We start from the raw sequence: 17864 nt of genomic DNA, 5'->3' as shown, positions 1-17864 counted from the left end.
GCAGCCAGAGTGCACCTTACACTATGCGTTGCCTAACCTGAAGGATTTTAGCTGTGTCAGTTATTCGCGTTGCCCTGCCGCTGCCATTACGGCAACACTTTGATTATTTGCTTAGCGCCGGCCAGCAGGTGCAGATAGGCAGCAGGCTGCGGGTCCCTTTTGGCAAGCGCGAGTTAATTGGTATTGCCTGGCAGCTTAACCCGGCAGATCACTATCCCATCGCCCAGTTAAAGTCCGTTATCAGTGTGATTGATGACCAGCCCGTGTTAAGTGACACTTTGCGCCAGTTGCTGACCTTTGCCGCCGAGTATTATCACCATCCGCTGGGGGAAGTATTAACGGCTGCCCTGCCCGCGCTGCTGCGTGAAGGGAAAAGCCTGACAGATTACCAGCAATTTGCCTGGCGCCTGACCGCTGCTGGTGCTGAGGCCAGCGCAGCCAATTTTAAACGTTCGGCGCGGCAACTGGAATTGTGGCAGGCGTTGCAGGATGGCGCTGTACCCGCTATTGAACTGCTGACAAACCATCCGCGCACTGCGTTGAAACAACTTGCAGATAAAGGCCTGATTGAACAACAACTGATGCCACTTTCGCCTTTTAGCCAGCGTGGCCTGAAACAGCCGGCATTGCAGCTGACAGCCGATCAGGCTTTGGCTGTGACGGCAATAAATCAGGCTGCTGGCCGTTTTCAGACTTTGTTACTCGAAGGTGTCACGGGTTCAGGCAAAACAGAAGTTTACCTGCAAGCCATTGCCCCACTGCTTGATGCCGGCCAGCAGGTGCTGCTGATTGTGCCGGAAATAGGCCTTACCCCGCAAACGCTATCCCGCTTTCAGAGCCGCTTTCAGGCCCCGGTACTTTGCTGGCATTCCAATCTGACTGATACGGAACGTCTTAACTGCTGGCAACAAACACAGGCTGGCAGCGCCGCTATTGTTGTCGGCACCCGCTCCGCGTTGTTTTTACCGTTTGCCCGTCTGGGGCTGATTATAATTGATGAAGAGCATGACCAGTCGTTAAAGCAACAGGATGGCTTTCGTTATCACGCCCGGGATCTTGCCATTAAACGGGCAGCCATTGAACATTGCCCTGTTTTACTCGGCTCGGCAACGCCGTCGCTGGAAAGTCTGTACAACTGTCAGCAGCAGCGTTTTATTCACCTCAGCCTGCACAACCGGGCGGGGGGGCAGGCTATGCCGCGTTACCAACTGGTCGATCTAAAGCAACAAGTGCTGCAATTTGGCCTGGCCAGCCAGACATTACAGTATATCCGGCAACAGCTGCAGCAAGGCATGCAGGTTATGCTGTTTTTAAACCGGCGTGGTTTTGCCCCTGCTCTCAGTTGCCAGGAGTGCGGCTGGCTGACGGAATGCCATCGTTGCAGTGCGTTCACCACCTATCACAAACAAAGCAGACAACTGGTATGTCACCACTGTGGTGCAATAAAAGCCGTGCCGCGCCAATGCAAACAATGTGGCAGCGCCCGCCTGGCACCCGTAGGACAAGGCACCGAGCAGCTGGAAGAAAATTTACAGCAATTGTTTCCGGATGTCGCTATTACCCGGTTGGATCGCGACACCACCCGCCGCAAAGGTGCATTAGCCAGTGCACTGGATAGCATCAACCAAAGTGGGCCACGACTGATATTGGGCACCCAGATGCTGGCTAAAGGCCATCATTTTCCGTTCGTCACCCTGGTTGTCATTGTTGATGTCGACGGTGCCCTCTACAGCAGCGATTTCAGAGCGCCAGAACAACTCGGCCAGTTACTCACGCAGGTAGCAGGGCGGGCTGGCAGGGGCAGCAATCCCGGCACCGTATTGCTGCAAACACATTATCCGGAACATGCACTGTTGCAGGATATTATTCAAAATGGCTATGCCTCCTTTGCCCGCAGCGCCCTGTTAGAAAGACAACACACCCGCTTGCCTCCATATCAGCATCTGGCGCTGTTTCGGGCAGAGGCACTGCAAAGTAACTTATGTCAGCAATGGCTGACCGAGCTGGCTGCACTGGCAAAGACCCTACCCGGCATCGAACTGTTAGGCCCACTTAGTTCGCCGATGGAAAAACGCGCCGGTAAATACCGCTGGCAGTTACAGCTATACAGCAGCCAGCGGCCTCAGTTGCACCAGGCACTGCAGACACTGCTAAGTGCACTGCAAAGCTGGCAACTAAGCCGCCAGCTGAAGTGGCAACTTGATGTCGATCCGATTGATCTGAGCTAACTGCATTGGCGCTGCTTATTTCTTTTTCATACTAAGCAGGTAGAATAGCGCTAGTGAATACTCAAGCCAGGTTGTTAAGCTGTCAATATGCCGCAAAAAGATTACGTAAAAACCGCCCGACCCAAGCCAAAAGCAAAGCCAAGAGCTAGTAACGCGCGCCGCGGTAATGCCCGGCCGACACAAGGTGCAAACCGTCCCTGGTTGCTTATTATTATTACGGCTTTGCTACTTGGTAGTTTTGGCTGGTTTTTATGGTACTTAAAACAGCAACCGGCTAACCCGCAACAACCGCCGGCTGAAGTAAGCAAAAGCAAACCAGTCGTTGACGATTTACCTGTTAAACCGGTTGCCGAGCCTTACCAATATATTAAAGAGCTGGAAAACAAAGAGGTCCAGGTAGAAGTAGACACGACCGAACGGGAACCACAGGGCCCGTTTCAAATGCAATGTGGCTCTTTCCGGCAGGCAGAGCAGGCCGAAGCTATGCGTGCTCAGATTGCCTTTGCCGGCTTTGCCTCTGCGGTGCGCCGCACTGAGGGAACTAATGGTATCTGGTATCGGGTGGTATTGGGGCCTTATGATTCCAAGCGGCAGGCTACTGCCGATCGAAACCGGTTGCAGCAACAAAACATCAATGGCTGCCGGATCTGGAACTGGACTTGAAAAGCAGAGCCGCCAGCCACACTTAAGCCCTAGGTTCATTCGCCATAGGGCAAAAATTCATGACAACTATCGTTTCTGTTCGCCGTAATGGCCATGTCGCCATTGGCGGCGATGGCCAGGTGTCGCTGGGCAATACCGTAATGAAAGGTAATGCCCGTAAAGTACGCCGGCTGTATAACAACAAAGTGCTGGCCGGTTTTGCCGGCGGCACTGCCGATGCTTTTACTTTGTTTGAACGCTTTGAAGCTAAACTGGAACTGCATCAGGGCCATCTGATGCGGGCGGCGGTAGAACTTGCCAAAGACTGGCGTACCGATCGTATGCTGCGCAAGCTTGAAGCGCTGCTGGCTGTAGCCGACGCTAACTGCTCGTTGATTATTACCGGTAACGGTGATGTCATTCAGCCTGAGCAGGATTTAATCGCCATTGGCAGCGGCGGCCCTTTCGCTCAGGCAGCCGCCACCGCCTTGTTACAGAATACCGAGCTAAGTGCCCAGGATATTGTTGAAAAAAGCTTAACGATTGCTGGTGATATCTGTGTATACACCAACCAGCAACACACCATTGAACAACTTTAAGCAGGTTTATTATGTCTGATATGACACCCAGAGAGATTGTCCACGAGCTGGACCGGCATATTATTGGCCAGAGCAAAGCGAAACGTGCTGTGGCCATTGCCCTGCGTAATCGCTGGCGCCGGATGCAGTTAGAAGTAGGCCTGCGCGCCGAAGTTACCCCGAAGAATATTCTGATGATTGGCCCGACCGGTGTCGGCAAAACCGAAATTGCCCGCCGCTTAGCCAAACTGGCCAATGCCCCATTTATCAAGGTTGAGGCGACTAAATTTACTGAAGTTGGCTATGTCGGCAAAGAAGTCGAGAGCATCATCCGCGATTTAACCGACAGTGCAGTGAAAATGCTGCGCGAACAGGCGATTGCTAAAAATCGCTTCCGGGCGGAAGAAGCTGCCGAAGAAAGGATTTTAGATGCGTTACTACCTAAAGGCCGGGACAACTGGGTAGAAACTGATAACCAGCCCGCACCTGACAATAATACCCGGCAAATTTTTCGCAAAAAATTACGCGAAGGTCAGCTGGATGATAAGGAAATTGAACTTGAACTGGCACAAACCCCGGTGGGCGTAGAGATAATGGCACCACCTGGCATGGAAGAAATGACCTCGCAGTTGCAAAGTATGTTTCAAAGCCTGGGCAGTGACAAAACGAAAAAACGTAAGCTGAAAATTAAAGATGCCTTTAAACAGCTAATCGAAGAAGAAGCTGCCAGGCTGGTCAACCCGGAAGAATTAAAGGCTGAAGCATTGGAAGCAGTTGAACAAAACGGCATCGTCTTTCTGGATGAAATCGATAAAATTTGTAAGCGCGGTGAAACCAGTGGCCCCGATGTGTCCCGCGAAGGCGTGCAGCGCGATTTACTACCGTTAATTGAAGGCTGTACCGTTAATACCAAGCACGGCATGGTAAAAACCGACCACATTTTGTTTATTGCCTCTGGTGCCTTTCAGATGAGTAAACCGTCAGACTTAGTACCCGAATTGCAAGGCCGGCTACCTATCCGGGTAGAACTTGAAGCGCTGACTGCAGCCGATTTCGAACGCATTCTAACTGAGCCGAAAGCATCGCTGACTGAACAGTCTATTGCTATGCTGGCGACCGAAGGCGTTAATATCAGTTTTAGCGACGAGGGTATTAAACGGATAGCTGCGGCAGCTTTTCAGGTAAATGAGACCACCGAAAACATCGGTGCCCGCCGCCTTTACACAGTGATAGAGCGCTTACTGGAAGAAATATCCTATAATGCTGCCGACCACGCCGGTGAGCATATCGAAATTACTGCGGACTATGTCGAGCAGCACCTCGGTGCCCTGGTGCAGGACGAAGATTTAAGCCGCTTTATTCTGTAATAGATAGCACGTTAACTGAAGGCTAAGTAACAGATGATATTACGCACCCTGCACTATCACCAGCAGCGACGTTTGCTGGATCTGATATTCACTGACGGCAGCATAAAAGTGCTGTCAGCGGAGTTCTTACGAGTGCATTCACCATCAGCTGAAGTGCGCGGTCACGGCCAGCCCAAACTGGTTGCCAATAAACGCGACGTTGCTATTCAAACTATCAGCCCGGTAGGCCATTACGGAGTTAAACTAACTTTTGATGATGGCCATAATACCGGCTTATACCATTTCCGATATTTATGCCAGTTAGCAGACGAGCAGCAAACCTTGTGGCAGCGTTACCTGGCACAGCTGAAAGCGGCCAATGCCAGCAGAGAAAGTCTGATCAGCAGCCGCCCTCTGAGTTAGGAAACCCGCTAGCCTGGCCTCAGGCTTTAAATATTTCCACGCTTTGGCGCAAACTGGCTGCCTGCTGTGCTACCTCTTCACTGATAGCTGCATTCTGGCGGGCATAGCCAAAGGTATCGTCCGATAAGTCGCGAATTTTCACCACATTTTTATTAACCTCAGCGGCGACATGGCTTTGCTGTTCAATCGCAGCGGCTATCTGGGTAGTCATATCCATAATATTGGTAACATCTTCGGTGATTTCACCAAGCAGCTTCATGGCAATGCCAGCCTGTTCAGCGCTGTCTGTACCTTGTTGCCGGCACTGCTGCATCGCTTCGACAATGTGGCGAGTGCGGCCCTGAAGTGCTGCAATAATCTCTTCAATTTGCCCGGTCGATTGTGCTGTGCGCTGCGCCAGATGACGCACTTCATCCGCAACCACCGCAAAACCGCGGCCCTGATCACCCGCCCTCGCGGCCTCAATAGCAGCGTTTAACGCCAGCAAATTGGTTTGTTCGGCAATACCACGAATAACATCAAGTACCGAGCCGATAGTCTGGCTGTCCTGTTCCAGCTCGGTAACGATTGATGTTGCTTCCTGTAAACGGCCAGATAACTGTTGGATCTGATTTACCGTTTGCTCGACTTCTTTGCGGCCACTGTTTGCATTCTGGTTAGTGCTGTCAGCTTTGGCGGCAGTCATCTCAGTATTACTGGCAATTTCATTGATGGTTGCCCCCATCTCGGTAACCGCAGTAGCAACCATATCGGTTTCTGACTGCTGACGTTGCATGCCCTGACTGGTATCTGACGTTGACTGCGCCAGCTCGGCGGTTGCCTGATCCAACATCGTCAGGGCTTCGTTTACAGTGCGGATTAAATGCTGAATATCTGCCAGCATGGCATTAAAATCCTGTGCTAAATGGCTCATTTCATCCTGACCACTTTCATCTACCCGCTGCCGGAAATCGTGTTCATTGCGAATCAACCCTATGGTTTTGCACACGGCCAGCACCGGGCCGATAATACTGCGGCTGGTCAGGCCGACCAGCGCCAGCATTAGCAGCAACACGACCACAAAAATAATAACTGCCAGCTGCTTGGTCGTGGCCACTGCTGCAGTTATGGCGTCGCTGGTTTCGACCGATAACGTTTCCAAGCTGGTTTCAGTTTGATGAATAGCACTGCGCATCTGACCGGTCAGGCCTTCAGTTTCAGACAGCCCCAACTGCTGCATGCCGGCAACCAATGCATTAAAGCCCTCATTATAGGCCGTAGCTGCTGCCACGCCTTGCTGGTAGTCCCGTTGTAAAGCGGCCATCAGAGTCGCAAAATCCCGATTAAAACCCTCGACATAACCCATATCGAGCCTGAGTAAAAAATCTTTTTCCTGACGGCGTAATTGCAACAACTGCAATTGCCACTCGGTCTCTCCGGCTGCTGACAGTTGTTGCTCCAGACTGTGAGCTCCATCACGTAATCGCCCCTTTAATCCCTCTTCTGGTGTTAAACCCAGCTGCTGTTGTTGCGCTACCAGGCTGTTAAATACTTGCTGGTACTCGGCAGTCAGCTGGTTAAACCTGTCCAGCGGTGCTACCGGAATATCATGATTATGCAGATACTCTCGTAATGACCTGACCTTGTCGGTTAGCTGCTGAATGCGATCATTCAGGCGCTGCTGATATTTCAGATCGCTGCGCATCATAAAGTCTTTTTCATGCCGTCGTAGCATCAACACATCGGTATTAAGCTGTTCTACCAATTGCTGGGTGGTTGCCAGGCTACTGAGTTGATTACTCTGGTAAAACAAAATTGCCAGCATCAGCAACATGGCAATAATTAAAGCAAAAGCATTGGCTAGCAGTCGTTGTTTAATGGTTAACCGACGAAGCAACTTCATAGTTAATACTCTTATGATTATGACATTTTTTTTAATACTAGATGACTTTTGAAATGTTAACAGCGCCTACCTGAAAATTATCGGGGATAAGCCCGAAAAAATGCCAGCGCTTCAGTTTCAGGCAAGGGTTTAGCGATGTAATAACCCTGCACGGCATCACAGGATAAACTGCGCAGCAAATTTAGCTGCTCAACGGTCTCGACACCCTCTGCCAGAATGCGCTTTCCAAGACCATGGGCCAGCTTTATCATAGTTTTAACGATCATCATATCGGAGTCATTCGACGTCATATCCATGACGAAACTGCGATCTATTTTAATTTTTTCTATGGGCATTTTACGTAAATAGGCCAGCGAGGAGTAACCGGTACCAAAGTCGTCAATCGATACTTTGATGCCCATTTGTTGCAGCTCAAGCGCAAAATTCGAGCCTTTCTCCATATCCTGCATTGCGGTATTTTCGGTCACTTCCAGTTCAACCATCTCTGGTGATACCGCATATTGCTGCAGTAAACCTTTTAGTTCCTGCTTTAAACCTTCCTGCTCGAAATGGATAGGTGACATATTTATCGCTAATGGAATATGGACACCTTGCTGCTGCCAACGCTGAATACTGGCGATAGCATTTCGTAAAATGACTAAATCTAATACCTGACTCAGGCCAAGTTGCTCACACAGCGGCAAAAACTCACCCGGCATTAATAAACCACGCTGCGGGTGCTGCCAACGCACCAACACTTCGAAACCTTCCAGCAAATTTGTACGCAGACTGAGCTGCGGCTGATAATACAACACAAACTGGTTTTCACTGATGGCCTGCAGCAATTCACTTTCCCAGGCCAGTAAGCGGGCAGTTTCTTCTTCCATACCGGTTTGATAACTGAGCCAGCTGGCTTGCAGCCGTTTAGCCTGATGAAAGGCAATATTTGCCTGCTGCAGCAACTGCTCAGCACTGCTGGCATGCAGCGGATAATGCGACAAGCCAATACTGGTGGTCAGCTTTACCGGTCCACTATCCAGTAAAAATGGTTTTTCAACCAGCTGTTGAATGTGCTGCAGGGTATACTGCAACTGCTTTTCATTGACAACATCCGCCAGCACCAGGCCAAAAATATCGCCACCGGTGCGCGCTATCAGTGCTGGTTTAACAATACTTTGTTCAAACCGACGAATCACCTCCCGAAGTATCCGGTCACCCTGCTTCAGGCCCACTGATTCATTAACGTTTTTAAATTTATCCAGCCCCAGCATCACCAGGTGCAAATTCCTGACATTGTCGGTCGCAATCAACTGGTCGAGTTTTATTAATAACGCATCACGATTCAGCGCCCCGGTAAGCTGGTCGTGCTGGTCCAGGTAACGGGTTTTTTCAGTAAGTTTCAGGTTGGTACTGCGCTCATTTTCCTGTAGCCAGATGACCAGTGAAAACCCCAGGGTTACCAGCAAGGTCAGCTCAATGCTCTTGTAGACAAACATAAAGTTTAACGAGGAAAAACTGCTGAGCTGCAGCATATCGCCCAGGGCTTTTCCAAGATACAACGTACCCCATACCACCAGTACTGCAGACGCTAATTTAGGCCCAAAGCCGCGGCTATTGCTTTGCCATAAGCCTGTACCGGCCATAAGTAAAAGTATTCCGGTTACCACAAAGCGAAAGTCAGACTCCAGCACCTGTTGCCAGGCTGCCAATGCAGGCAACAAAAACGGCAGTAACACCCCGGCACAGGACAAAATAAAGAAAATGAAGAAGTAACGATAAACAGGCCAGGGTTTTGTTTGCCCGGAGTTAACCGGAAATTGTAATCGATTACCCAGTAACATTAATAAGGCAAAACTATAACAGGCAAAGTGGATAAGCACAGCCAACGGCAGTTGCGCTCTGCTCTGGCCTAAATCAGTAGTATAGAGCAGTAAAATAGCAACCTGATATCCGGCAAATGCCAGAAAAGCCAGCAACCAGAATTTAAGATAGGCTTGCCGGTAAACCTGCAGGTAATACCAAAATAAAATAGCCATAAGCAATGCCAACCCGGTTTGGGTTAAATACAGGGCAATTCGGGCGAATAATTCTGCTGGCACATTGCACTCTCTTGTTGCTTGGCAATTACACCTTAGCAAACAAATTGCTTTTGCAGCAATACTTTGTTGAACGTAAAAGCGCTGACCAACAACATTATTCCCTTGAGCTTGCAGGACATAGCGCTATACTGTGCAAAAGCTGTTGCTGCCTACGGAGCCTTACATGGAATACAATACCTCAGAACTGTGCGATCTTTATGCTGATCAGGTTGATGTTGTCGAACCGATCTTTGCAAACTACGGTGGCAGACGTTCATTTGGCGGCCAAATTCATACCATTAAATGCTTTGAAGACAACGGCCTGGTGCGTCAGGTACTGGCGGATAGTGGCGTAGGGAAAGTATTACTAATTGATGGTGGCGGCTCTGCCCGCCGGGCGTTAATCGATGCCGAGCTGGCTAGTCTGGCAGCCAGCAATGGCTGGGAAGGCATTGTCTGCTATGGTAGCGTGCGCGATCTGGATGCGCTGGAAGATTTTGAAATTGGTATTCAGGCTGTTAATGCTATCCCCATTGGTGCTGATGACAATGGCTTTGGTGAAACTGAAGTACCGGTTAACTTTGCCGGCGTAACGTTTTTACCCGGCGATCATTTATACGCTGACAGCACCGGTATTATTATGTCACCGGATCCGCTCGATATTGAATAAAGATATTGAGAAAGTTTTATGTTACAGCGCTTCACTGCTAACGATTTAGATAAATATTGTGTCAGGCGCAGTGGTGAAAACCGACTGGGCCATCAACTACAGTTGCCGGATCCCGATTTAGTCTACACCGAATTGCTGGCGGCCCATAAAGCTGCCGGCGGTCAGTTCGTCCTGCTGGGCATAGCAGAGTGTATTGGTCCACTGGCCAATATGGGCAATGGTGGAGCTGAACTGGGCTGGCAGGCCTTTTTACAACGCTTTTTAAACCTGCAACATAACGATAGCCTGATGACTGAACGCGTTTTGTTGCTCGGTCAAATCGATTGTTTCGATTTACAGCAACAGGCCGCAACACTGGACAACCAACAGCCGCAGCAACTGGCTGAGTTACGTGAGCTTTGTGCTGAACTGGACCTGCGGGTACAACAGCAATTAAAACCAATCTTCGAGGCAGGTTTATACCCTGTCGTCATTGGTGGTGGCCATAATAATGCCTATCCATTGTTACAGGCATTGGCAGAAGTAAGCCAGCAGCCGGTAAATTGCGCCAACCTGGACCCTCACGCCGACTTCCGGCCACGGGAAGGCCGGCATAGCGGCAATGGCTTTAGTTACGCCAGTGCAGCCGCTTATCTCGGTCACTACACAGTACTGGGGCTTGATCTACAGAAAAACTCTGCAGCCAGTTTAACGATGTTGCAACAAGCTGGCGGCGATTACATCAGCTATCAGCAGTTCGCTGTCCGTCAGGAGTTAAGTTATCAACAGGCATTAGATAAAGTGATTGAGCAGTGTTGTAGCGGGGTAGCTGACATTGCTGTTGAGCTGGATACGGATAGTATTCAGACTATGCCCGCCAGTGCTCTTAACTATACCGGATTAAGCGTTGAACAAGCGGCGCAGTTTGTTTTTCAGCTGGCGCGGCTGCCACGCGCCCGTTATCTGCATCTGGCTGAGGCCGCCCCGGCGTGCCACCCTGCAGGCCTTGCCGCCGGCATGAGCCAGTGTGGTCAGGTACTGGCAGCACTTGTGCTGGCGTTTATCGATGGTAAAGCGTTACAACCACCGGAAATCTAACCGGGGTGGCGATGTTGCCACTGTTTTAACCACGCCGGAAAACCACTTAGTTCGAACGGCTGTGAATACCAGAAACCCTGACCACGGGCACAACCCATTCGCAGCAGTTTATCTTCTACTTCAGCGCCCTCTACCCCTTCAGCAATAACCCCTAACCCGAGGTTTCGTGCCATGTCTATAATAGCGCCGGTGATAGCCATATGCGCTTCGGTTTTATGTAGTTCGCTAATAAAGCTGCAGTCAACTTTGACATACTGTACCGGCAGTTTGCGCAAATAAGCCAGCGATGAAAAACCAGTACCAAAATCATCCAGAGCCAGCTCAACACCCAGCCGATGCAGGCGCTGCATCATCGCCATAGTACGCTCCGGTTCTGCCAACAAGGCATTTTCGCTGACCTCCAGCATCAGCAACTGTGGTTTTACCTGATATTTCTCGAATAGCTGTTCCAGTGCCTCTATCAGCTCATCCTGCAGTAAATCTTTGCTGGAAATATTGACTGCGATCCGGCTGACCAACTGCTGTTCGGTTAAGCTGGCAATAGTTTTGATTGCCTGCTCTAACACCCAAAGGCTGAGTGGGTAAATAACGCCCATTTCTTCAGCCAACGCCAGAAATGCCTCCGGCGCCAACAAGCCTCTTTTCGGATGCCGCCAACGGATAAGCACCTCAGCAGCCAGCACCTGACGGTTACGCATTGCCATCTGGGGTTGCACAAATAACACTAGCTGATCTTCATCAATGGCCTGGCGTAACTCTGCCATCAGCGCCAGTTTTTCGGTGGTGTAATTTATCATGTCCGGAGCAAATAACAGGCTGGCACCACGCTGCCACTGAAAATGCTGCAACGCCAGATAGGCACGTTCCAGCAGTTCATTTAACTGAGTACTGTGTTCAGGATACAGGGATATGCCAACGCCTAACTGATAATCTATTGCGCAGCCATGCACCAGCATCGGTTGCGGCACCGATTGTTGTAGTTGTTTTGCTAAAAACTCAGCCCTTGCCGGCTGATTACCAATATCAAGCCAGATTGCGAAGTCGACACTGCCCAGATGACACACCCGAACCGGTTGTTGCTGCCGATACTCATAAGTCAGAATCTTGCTCTCATCGGCAAGTTTATCGTTAATACGCTGGGCGATTTGGGCCAGAATTAAATTACTGTTACTGTGGCCCAGTAGTTGGTTTATCTGGTCGAACTGCTCAATTTTAAGCAGAATAAGGGCGAACTGCTGGTCCGGAGCGCTTTTCAGAATATCGTCAAGTTTGCGTTGCAACGCATATTTATTCGGAAAGCCACTGATGTCATCGTGTAAAGAGTAAAAACCCTGCATATCAGGTTTAGGTTGCAACGCTCGTCTGAGCCGTAACTTCAATACGACAATATAAATAAACGCCAATATTAACAACAATAATAAAAGCAGGGAAACCGGCAAAGCCGGTGCGGTCTGATTAGCCATTGCCGGTGCGCTACTGCCGAGCAGCCCCAAAACCAACAAACGTTTGAATCCAATTACCATGGCGCTACCACACCTTGTTACTGCCGTATTGTTTTCTGCTGACAGCTTACCCCAAATTTACTACTTGTAAAGCTGCCTGATTTATAACCTGATCGGTTTACCTTTTATAATCAGCTGCTTAAGCTGATTAACCCCAAATTGATAACATAGCTCAGCGGGCTGGCTGATGCTATAACAGGCAAAATCAGCCCGCATACCGCTGGCTAACACTCCCCTGTCAGCCATCCCCAGCGCTGCAGCAGCATGGCGGGTGACGCCCAGCAAGACTTCCTCTGGTGTTAAACGAAACAAGGTACATGCCATATTTAACATTAACGGCAATGAACACAGCGGTGAGGTGCCGGGATTTAAATCGGTCGCCACGGCCATCGGCACTTTATATTTTCGTAACAGTTCAACAGGTGGCAGCTGGGTTTCACGTAAAAAATAGTATGCGCCCGGCAGCAGCACTGCCACCGTGCCGGCCTGTGCCATGCTGGCGACACCGGCCTCATCCAGAAACTCAACATGGTCAGCCGATAAACCGCCAAACTCGGCAACCAAACTGCTGCCGCCAAGATTAGACAGCTGCTCGGCGTGCGCCTTAACCGGCAACCCCAATGCTCGCGCGGTTGCAAATACTTTACGGCACTGGCTGACGCTAAAACCTATCCCTTCACAAAATACATCTACCGCATCAACCAGTTTGCGGGCATGTAATCCGGGTAACATCTGGCATACCGCATCAATATAACCATCTGCATCATCAGCAAACTCAGCAGGCAGGGCATGGGCGCCCAGAAACGTCTTCACCACGGTTGCCGGGTGATGTTTATCCAGTTCCGCTGCCACTTCCAGGATTTTTTGCTCAGTGGCTAAATCGAGACCATAGCCTGATTTTACTTCAACTGTGGTAACGCCCTGAGCCAGCAAGGTATTCAACCGATCTTTGGCTAACACAAACAATTGCTCGTGGCTGGCAGCACGGGTTGCCGCTACTGTCGCTTTGATGCCTCCCCCCTCTGCCGCAATTTGCTGGTAGCTGGCACCCTTTAAGCGCATTTCAAATTCGTTGGCCCGGTTGCCGCCATAAATCAAATGCGTATGGCAATCAATAAACCCCGGCAGCAACCACTGGCCCTGCATGTCGTGCACGGGCGTTACCATCGCATCAAACTGAGGCAAGTCACTGCGCGCACCCACAAAGGCAATCATGCCATCTTTTACCGCCAGCACCCCATTGCTAATGGTGCCGTAAGGCATGCCGTTGTCAGTCATGGTAGCGATATTGGCGTTAATCCAGATGGCATCAAACTGCTGCATGTGACTCTCCCGTTTATAAATATAAAATAATTTTACACCATCAACTTGTATATACAACCAAATTGCCGTATTTTTATTTTAGTCGTAAAGATTAAACTGCAGTTTTTCTGATCCCGGAACGGAGTTGCTATGGCTGTCGCCAAATTTGCTGAGATAAAAGAGTTTATGCTGAGCCAGATTGAAATTGGTGCCTGGCCTGAGCATAGCCGGGTGCCCTCTGAAAATGAGCTGGCCGAGCAATTCAGCGTTAGCCGGATGACAGCCCGGCGGGCACTGCAGGAGCTGACCGAACAGGGTATTCTTTACCGTACGCAGGGTGTCGGCAGTTTTGTCGCTGCGCTGAAGTCACAATCGTCGTTACTGGAAATTCGTAATATTGCCGATGAAGTACAAGCCCGTGGCCATGCCTATAGCGCCCGGTTGCTGCAACTGACTGAATTGCCCTGCCCAACCATCATTGCCAGTGCGCTTGGCCTGCGGCGCAACGATCCGGTGTTTTTCTCTTTAATTGTTCATCTGGAAAACAATCTGCCACTGCAACTGGAAGCACGCTATGTCAACCCGTTGCAGGTACCAAACTATACCGCTCAGGATTTCAGTTATCAGACCCCACACCAGTATCTGAGCCTGATTGCACCGCTAACGGAAGCAGAACACACGGTAGAGGCCATCTGGCCGGATGACTTTACCTGCAAACATTTAGTGTTGAAAAAAGCCGAACCCTGCCTGCGCCTGACCCGCCGCACCTTTAGTCGTGGCGGCGCGGTCAGCCTGGCCTATTTAACATCACCAGGTAGCCGTTATCGCTTAGGCGGCCATCTGAATTTTTCATTACCTAATATATAGAGAGTATCTGATGACAGACTCACGTATTGATAATAGCCGGGTTGTCCGCGCTGAGCGCGGCACCACGATTACTGCAAAAAGCTGGCAAACTGAAGCCGCCAAGCGGATGTTAATGAACAACCTGGATCCGGAAGTGGCCGAGCATCCGCAAGCACTGGTCGTGTATGGAGGTATTGGCCGCGCCGCGCGCAACTGGCAGTGCTTTGACAAAATTGTCGAGGTACTGAACCGGCTGGAAGATAACCAGACCTTGCTGGTGCAAAGCGGCAAACCGGTGGGGGTCTTCCCGACCCACCCGGACGCACCACGGGTACTGATTGCCAATTCAAACCTGGTACCGGCATGGGCCAACTGGCAGCATTTTAACGAGCTGGATCGCAAAGGCCTGATGATGTATGGCCAGATGACCGCAGGTTCCTGGATATACATTGGTACCCAGGGCATTGTTCAGGGTACCTACGAAACCTTTGTCGCGATGGCGAAACAGCATTTTAACGGTGACGCCAGCGGCAAATGGATTTTAACCGGTGGTTTAGGCGGTATGGGTGGCGCTCAGCCACTTGCTGCTACCATGGCCGGCTTTCATATGATTGCCTGTGAGGTGGATGAAAGCCGCATCGATTTCCGGCTGAAAACCGGTTATCTGGATAAAAAAGCTTACTCGCTGGATGAAGCCCAGGCCATGCTGGAGCAGGCAAAAACTGACGGCAAGCCTACCTCTATCGGCCTGTTGGCGAATGCCGCTGACGTGTTTGCAGAACTGGTAACCCGGGGTGTCACCCCGGATGTGGTAACTGACCAGACTTCAGCCCATGATCCGCTTAACGGCTATCTGCCTCAGGGCTGGAGCATGACAAAAGCAGCTGAGCAACGCAAAACTGACGAGGCTGGCGTGGTGAAAGCAGCAAAGCAATCGATGGCGGTGCAGGTGCAGGCTATTCTGACGTTGCAGCAACGCGGTGCCGTAGCAACAGACTACGGTAACAATATCCGGCAGATGGCCATGGACGAGGGTATCACCAATGCCTTTGATTTCCCTGGTTTTGTACCGGCTTACATCCGGCCTTTATTTTGTCAGGGTATAGGGCCATTTCGCTGGGTAGCCCTGTCGGGCGATGCCGAAGATATTTATAAAACTGATGCCAAAGTAAAAGAGCTTATCCCGGACGACCCACACTTACATAACTGGCTGGACATGGCGCGTGAGCGCATTCAGTTTCAGGGCCTGCCGGCGCGTATTTGCTGGATTGGCTTAAAAGACCGGGCCCGCATTGCCCTGGCATTTAATGAGATGGTAAAAAACGGCGAGCTGAAAGCGCCTGTTGTAATAGGCCGCGATCATCTGGATTCAGGCTCGGTTGCCAGCCCTAATCGTGAAACTGAAGCCATGCTGGATGGCTCAGATGCCGTATCAGACTGGCCATTGTTAAATGCGCTGCTTAACACTGCCGGTGGCGCAACCTGGGTGTCACTGCATCATGGCGGTGGTGTAGGTATGGGTTATAGCCAGCACAGCGGTGTGGTAATCGTCGCTGATGGCACTGACGCTGCGGCAGCACGTTTAGGCCGGGTACTTTGGAATGACCCAGGCACCGGTGTGATGCGCCATGCCGATGCCGGTTACGATATCGCGGTAAATTGCGCGAAAGAACAGGCCTTAGACTTACCAATGGTTACGGAGTAACAACATGAGTTTCACACTGAATTTAGTACCGGGTGAGTTAACGCTGGCCCAATTGCGCCAGGTACAGCAAGGCCCGGTGCAGCTGACCCTTGACCGCTCGGCAATACCGGCAATTGAAAAATCTGCAGCCTGCGTTGCCGATGTTATTAAACAGAATAAAGTGGTGTATGGCATCAACACCGGCTTTGGCCTGCTGGCCAATACCCGGATAAAAAATGAAGAACTGGAGCTGCTGCAGCGCTCTATCGTGTTGTCACATGCCGCCGGCTTTGGTGATTTTATGGATGACAGTACCGTGCGTTTAATGCTGGTACTGAAAATTAACGCCCTGGCCCGTGGTTTTTCCGGGATCCGTCTGAGCGTGATCGAAGCGTTAATCGGCCTGGTAAACGCCGGGCTGTACCCTTGCATTCCGGTAAAAGGCTCGGTGGGTGCCTCTGGTGATTTGGCACCGCTAGCCCATATGGTCTTGCCGTTAATTGGCGAAGGAGAAGTCAGTTTCAACGGCCAGATATATGATGCAACCGAAGGCTTAGCGCTGGCCGGGATGGCGCCTCTTACGCTGGCAGCTAAAGAAGGGCTGGCGTTGTTAAACGGCACCCAGGCATCTACTGCATTGGCATTGGAGGGCTTGTTCCGGGCTGAAAACTTGTTTGCTGCCGGCAGCGTTATTGGCGCGATGAGTGTTGAAGCAGCGCTTGGCAGTCGGGCGCCTTTTGATGCCAGAATTCACGCCGCCCGTGGTCAGCGTGGCCAGATAGATGCCGCTGCAATTTACCGGCACTTACTTACCGCCGGCTCTGAGGTCGGTGCGTCGCATCAAGATTGTGAAAAAGTACAGGACCCATACAGCTTACGCTGTCAGCCTCAGGTGATGGGTGCCTGCTTAACCCAGATCCGGCAGGCAGCAGAGGTACTGCAAGTTGAAGCTAATGGCGTAACTGACAACCCGTTAGTGTTTGCTGACGAGGGTGACATTATTTCCGGGGGCAATTTTCATGCTGAGCCGGTAGCAATGGCTGCTGACAACCTTGCGCTGGCAATTGCCGAAATTGGCGCCTTATCTGAACGGCGGATGGCGTTGCTGATCGATGCCAGCTTAAGTAAGTTACCCGCTTTCCTGGTACCGAATGGTGGGGTTAACAGTGGTTTTATGATTGCGCAGGTCACCGCTGCGGCACTGGCTTCTGAAAACAAAAGCCTGGCCCACCCGGCTTCAGTTGACAGCCTGCCAACCTCAGCTAATCAGGAAGATCATGTTTCGATGGCGACCTTCGCCGCGCGGCGTCTGGCTGATATGAGTGAAAACACCACTGGTGTCCTTGCCGTAGAGTACTTAGCGGCAGCTCAGGGACTGGATTTCCGGGCGCCGTTGAAATCGACTGCTTTACTGGAAAATGCAAAAGCACTGTTGCGGGATGCCGTGTCTTTCTATAATCAAGATCGTTATTTTGGACCTGATATCGAAAAGAGCGCTGCTCTGGTGCGCAGCGCTGAGCTGAACCAGTTTATTCCGGCGAAGATGCTCTGTAGTTTTTAAGCCGTAACACACTTTTTGTAATCCAGGCGCAGCAAAAGGCTGCGCCTGCCCTTTCAAATGTCATTT

At 50.8% G+C, this 17864-nt stretch carries 14 protein-coding genes; 10 read left to right on the top strand and 4 right to left on the bottom strand.

The window, feature by feature from the left end; genetic code table 11:
- The first annotated feature begins 53 nt into the window (after positions 1-53).
- The 5 genes from priA to CRO03_RS15070 all read left to right on the top strand — a co-directional run bounded on the left by priA (position 54) and on the right by CRO03_RS15070 (position 5217).
- Positions 54-2228, top strand: coding sequence for a primosomal protein N' (gene priA / locus CRO03_RS15090; RefSeq protein WP_097112468.1), 2175 nt, complete (start codon positions 54-56; stop codon positions 2226-2228).
- 87 nt (positions 2229-2315) lie between these two features.
- Entirely contained in the window at positions 2316-2891 is a 576-nt protein-coding gene (locus CRO03_RS15085; protein ID WP_097112467.1) for an SPOR domain-containing protein, read from the top strand.
- Positions 2892-2950: 59 nt separating this feature from the next.
- Positions 2951-3469: an ATP-dependent protease subunit HslV gene (gene hslV, locus CRO03_RS15080; protein WP_097112466.1), complete on the top strand. Its 519-nt coding sequence runs from the start codon at positions 2951-2953 to the stop codon at positions 3467-3469.
- An 11-nt stretch (positions 3470-3480) separates the two neighbouring features.
- Positions 3481-4815 (top strand): ATP-dependent protease ATPase subunit HslU, encoded by a 1335-nt coding sequence (gene hslU, locus CRO03_RS15075; protein ID WP_097112465.1) that lies wholly within the window; start codon positions 3481-3483, stop codon positions 4813-4815.
- Between the two features lie 33 nt (positions 4816-4848).
- On the top strand, positions 4849-5217 hold the full coding sequence (locus CRO03_RS15070) for a gamma-butyrobetaine hydroxylase family protein (protein ID WP_097112464.1): 369 nt from the start codon (positions 4849-4851) through the stop codon (positions 5215-5217).
- A 19-nt stretch (positions 5218-5236) separates the two neighbouring features.
- Here the strand turns inward: CRO03_RS15070 and CRO03_RS15065 are convergent, their stop codons facing one another.
- Both CRO03_RS15065 and CRO03_RS15060 read right to left on the bottom strand, forming a co-directional pair.
- Positions 5237-7099 (bottom strand): methyl-accepting chemotaxis protein, encoded by a 1863-nt coding sequence (locus tag CRO03_RS15065; RefSeq protein WP_097112463.1) that lies wholly within the window; start codon positions 7097-7099, stop codon positions 5237-5239.
- Positions 7100-7176: 77 nt separating this feature from the next.
- Positions 7177-9177, bottom strand: coding sequence for a putative bifunctional diguanylate cyclase/phosphodiesterase (locus tag CRO03_RS15060; RefSeq protein WP_097112462.1), 2001 nt, complete (start codon positions 9175-9177; stop codon positions 7177-7179).
- Positions 9178-9340: 163 nt separating this feature from the next.
- Here CRO03_RS15060 and rraA point away from each other — a divergent pair, with 163 nt between their 5' ends.
- Both rraA and CRO03_RS15050 read left to right on the top strand, forming a co-directional pair.
- Positions 9341-9826: a ribonuclease E activity regulator RraA gene (gene rraA / locus CRO03_RS15055; RefSeq protein WP_097112461.1), complete on the top strand. Its 486-nt coding sequence runs from the start codon at positions 9341-9343 to the stop codon at positions 9824-9826.
- Between the two features lie 18 nt (positions 9827-9844).
- Entirely contained in the window at positions 9845-10903 is a 1059-nt protein-coding gene (locus CRO03_RS15050) for a formimidoylglutamase (RefSeq protein WP_097112460.1), read from the top strand.
- Here the strand turns inward: CRO03_RS15050 and CRO03_RS15045 are convergent.
- Together CRO03_RS15045 and hutI are read right to left on the bottom strand one after the other, a co-directional pair.
- Positions 10900-12426, bottom strand: a complete 1527-nt coding sequence (locus CRO03_RS15045; RefSeq protein WP_097112459.1) for a putative bifunctional diguanylate cyclase/phosphodiesterase — start codon at positions 12424-12426, stop codon at positions 10900-10902. The genes CRO03_RS15050 and CRO03_RS15045 overlap by 4 nt on opposite strands.
- Before the next feature lie 81 nt (positions 12427-12507).
- The gene (gene hutI / locus CRO03_RS15040; protein ID WP_097112533.1) at positions 12508-13728 is read right to left on the bottom strand and encodes an imidazolonepropionase; all 1221 of its coding nucleotides are present in this window, start codon (positions 13726-13728) and stop codon (positions 12508-12510) included.
- A 129-nt stretch (positions 13729-13857) separates the two neighbouring features.
- Between hutI and hutC the strand changes: the two genes are divergently transcribed.
- From hutC to hutH, 3 genes are read left to right on the top strand one after another with little or no spacing between them, the layout of a single operon-like run.
- Positions 13858-14574, top strand: coding sequence for a histidine utilization transcriptional repressor HutC (gene hutC, locus CRO03_RS15035; RefSeq protein WP_097112458.1), 717 nt, complete (start codon positions 13858-13860; stop codon positions 14572-14574).
- A 10-nt stretch (positions 14575-14584) separates the two neighbouring features.
- The gene (gene hutU / locus CRO03_RS15030) at positions 14585-16258 is read left to right on the top strand and encodes a urocanate hydratase (RefSeq protein ID WP_097112457.1); all 1674 of its coding nucleotides are present in this window, start codon (positions 14585-14587) and stop codon (positions 16256-16258) included.
- Positions 16259-16262: 4 nt separating this feature from the next.
- Complete coding sequence (gene hutH, locus CRO03_RS15025) at positions 16263-17798, top strand: histidine ammonia-lyase (RefSeq protein ID WP_097112456.1); 1536 nt, start codon at positions 16263-16265, stop codon at positions 17796-17798.
- Positions 17799-17864 lie beyond the last annotated feature (66 nt).

It is taken from the genome of Arsukibacterium tuosuense (assembly GCF_900215315.1).
Taxonomy (GTDB): Bacteria; Pseudomonadota; Gammaproteobacteria; order Enterobacterales; family Alteromonadaceae; genus Alishewanella; species Alishewanella tuosuense.
This window is presented reverse-complemented; position numbering and strand designations above follow the sequence as displayed.

Excerpts from the sequence above, each read along its gene's own strand:
- hutI (WP_097112533.1), bottom strand. The coding sequence starts at position 13,728 with ATGCAGCAGTTTGATGCCATCTGGATTAACGCCAATATCGCTACCATG.
- hutC (WP_097112458.1), top strand. The coding sequence starts at position 13,858 with ATGGCTGTCGCCAAATTTGCTGAGATAAAAGAGTTTATGCTGAGCCAG.
- CRO03_RS15045 (WP_097112459.1), bottom strand. The coding sequence starts at position 12,426 with ATGGTAATTGGATTCAAACGTTTGTTGGTTTTGGGGCTGCTCGGCAGT.
- CRO03_RS15050 (WP_097112460.1), top strand. The coding sequence starts at position 9,845 with ATGTTACAGCGCTTCACTGCTAACGATTTAGATAAATATTGTGTCAGG.
- CRO03_RS15065 (WP_097112463.1), bottom strand. The coding sequence starts at position 7,099 with ATGAAGTTGCTTCGTCGGTTAACCATTAAACAACGACTGCTAGCCAAT.
- hslU (WP_097112465.1), top strand. The coding sequence starts at position 3,481 with ATGTCTGATATGACACCCAGAGAGATTGTCCACGAGCTGGACCGGCAT.
- hslV (WP_097112466.1), top strand. The coding sequence starts at position 2,951 with ATGACAACTATCGTTTCTGTTCGCCGTAATGGCCATGTCGCCATTGGC.
- hutU (WP_097112457.1), top strand. The coding sequence starts at position 14,585 with ATGACAGACTCACGTATTGATAATAGCCGGGTTGTCCGCGCTGAGCGC.
- CRO03_RS15070 (WP_097112464.1), top strand. The coding sequence starts at position 4,849 with ATGATATTACGCACCCTGCACTATCACCAGCAGCGACGTTTGCTGGAT.
- hutH (WP_097112456.1), top strand. The coding sequence starts at position 16,263 with ATGAGTTTCACACTGAATTTAGTACCGGGTGAGTTAACGCTGGCCCAA.
- CRO03_RS15085 (WP_097112467.1), top strand. The coding sequence starts at position 2,316 with ATGCCGCAAAAAGATTACGTAAAAACCGCCCGACCCAAGCCAAAAGCA.
- rraA (WP_097112461.1), top strand. The coding sequence starts at position 9,341 with ATGGAATACAATACCTCAGAACTGTGCGATCTTTATGCTGATCAGGTT.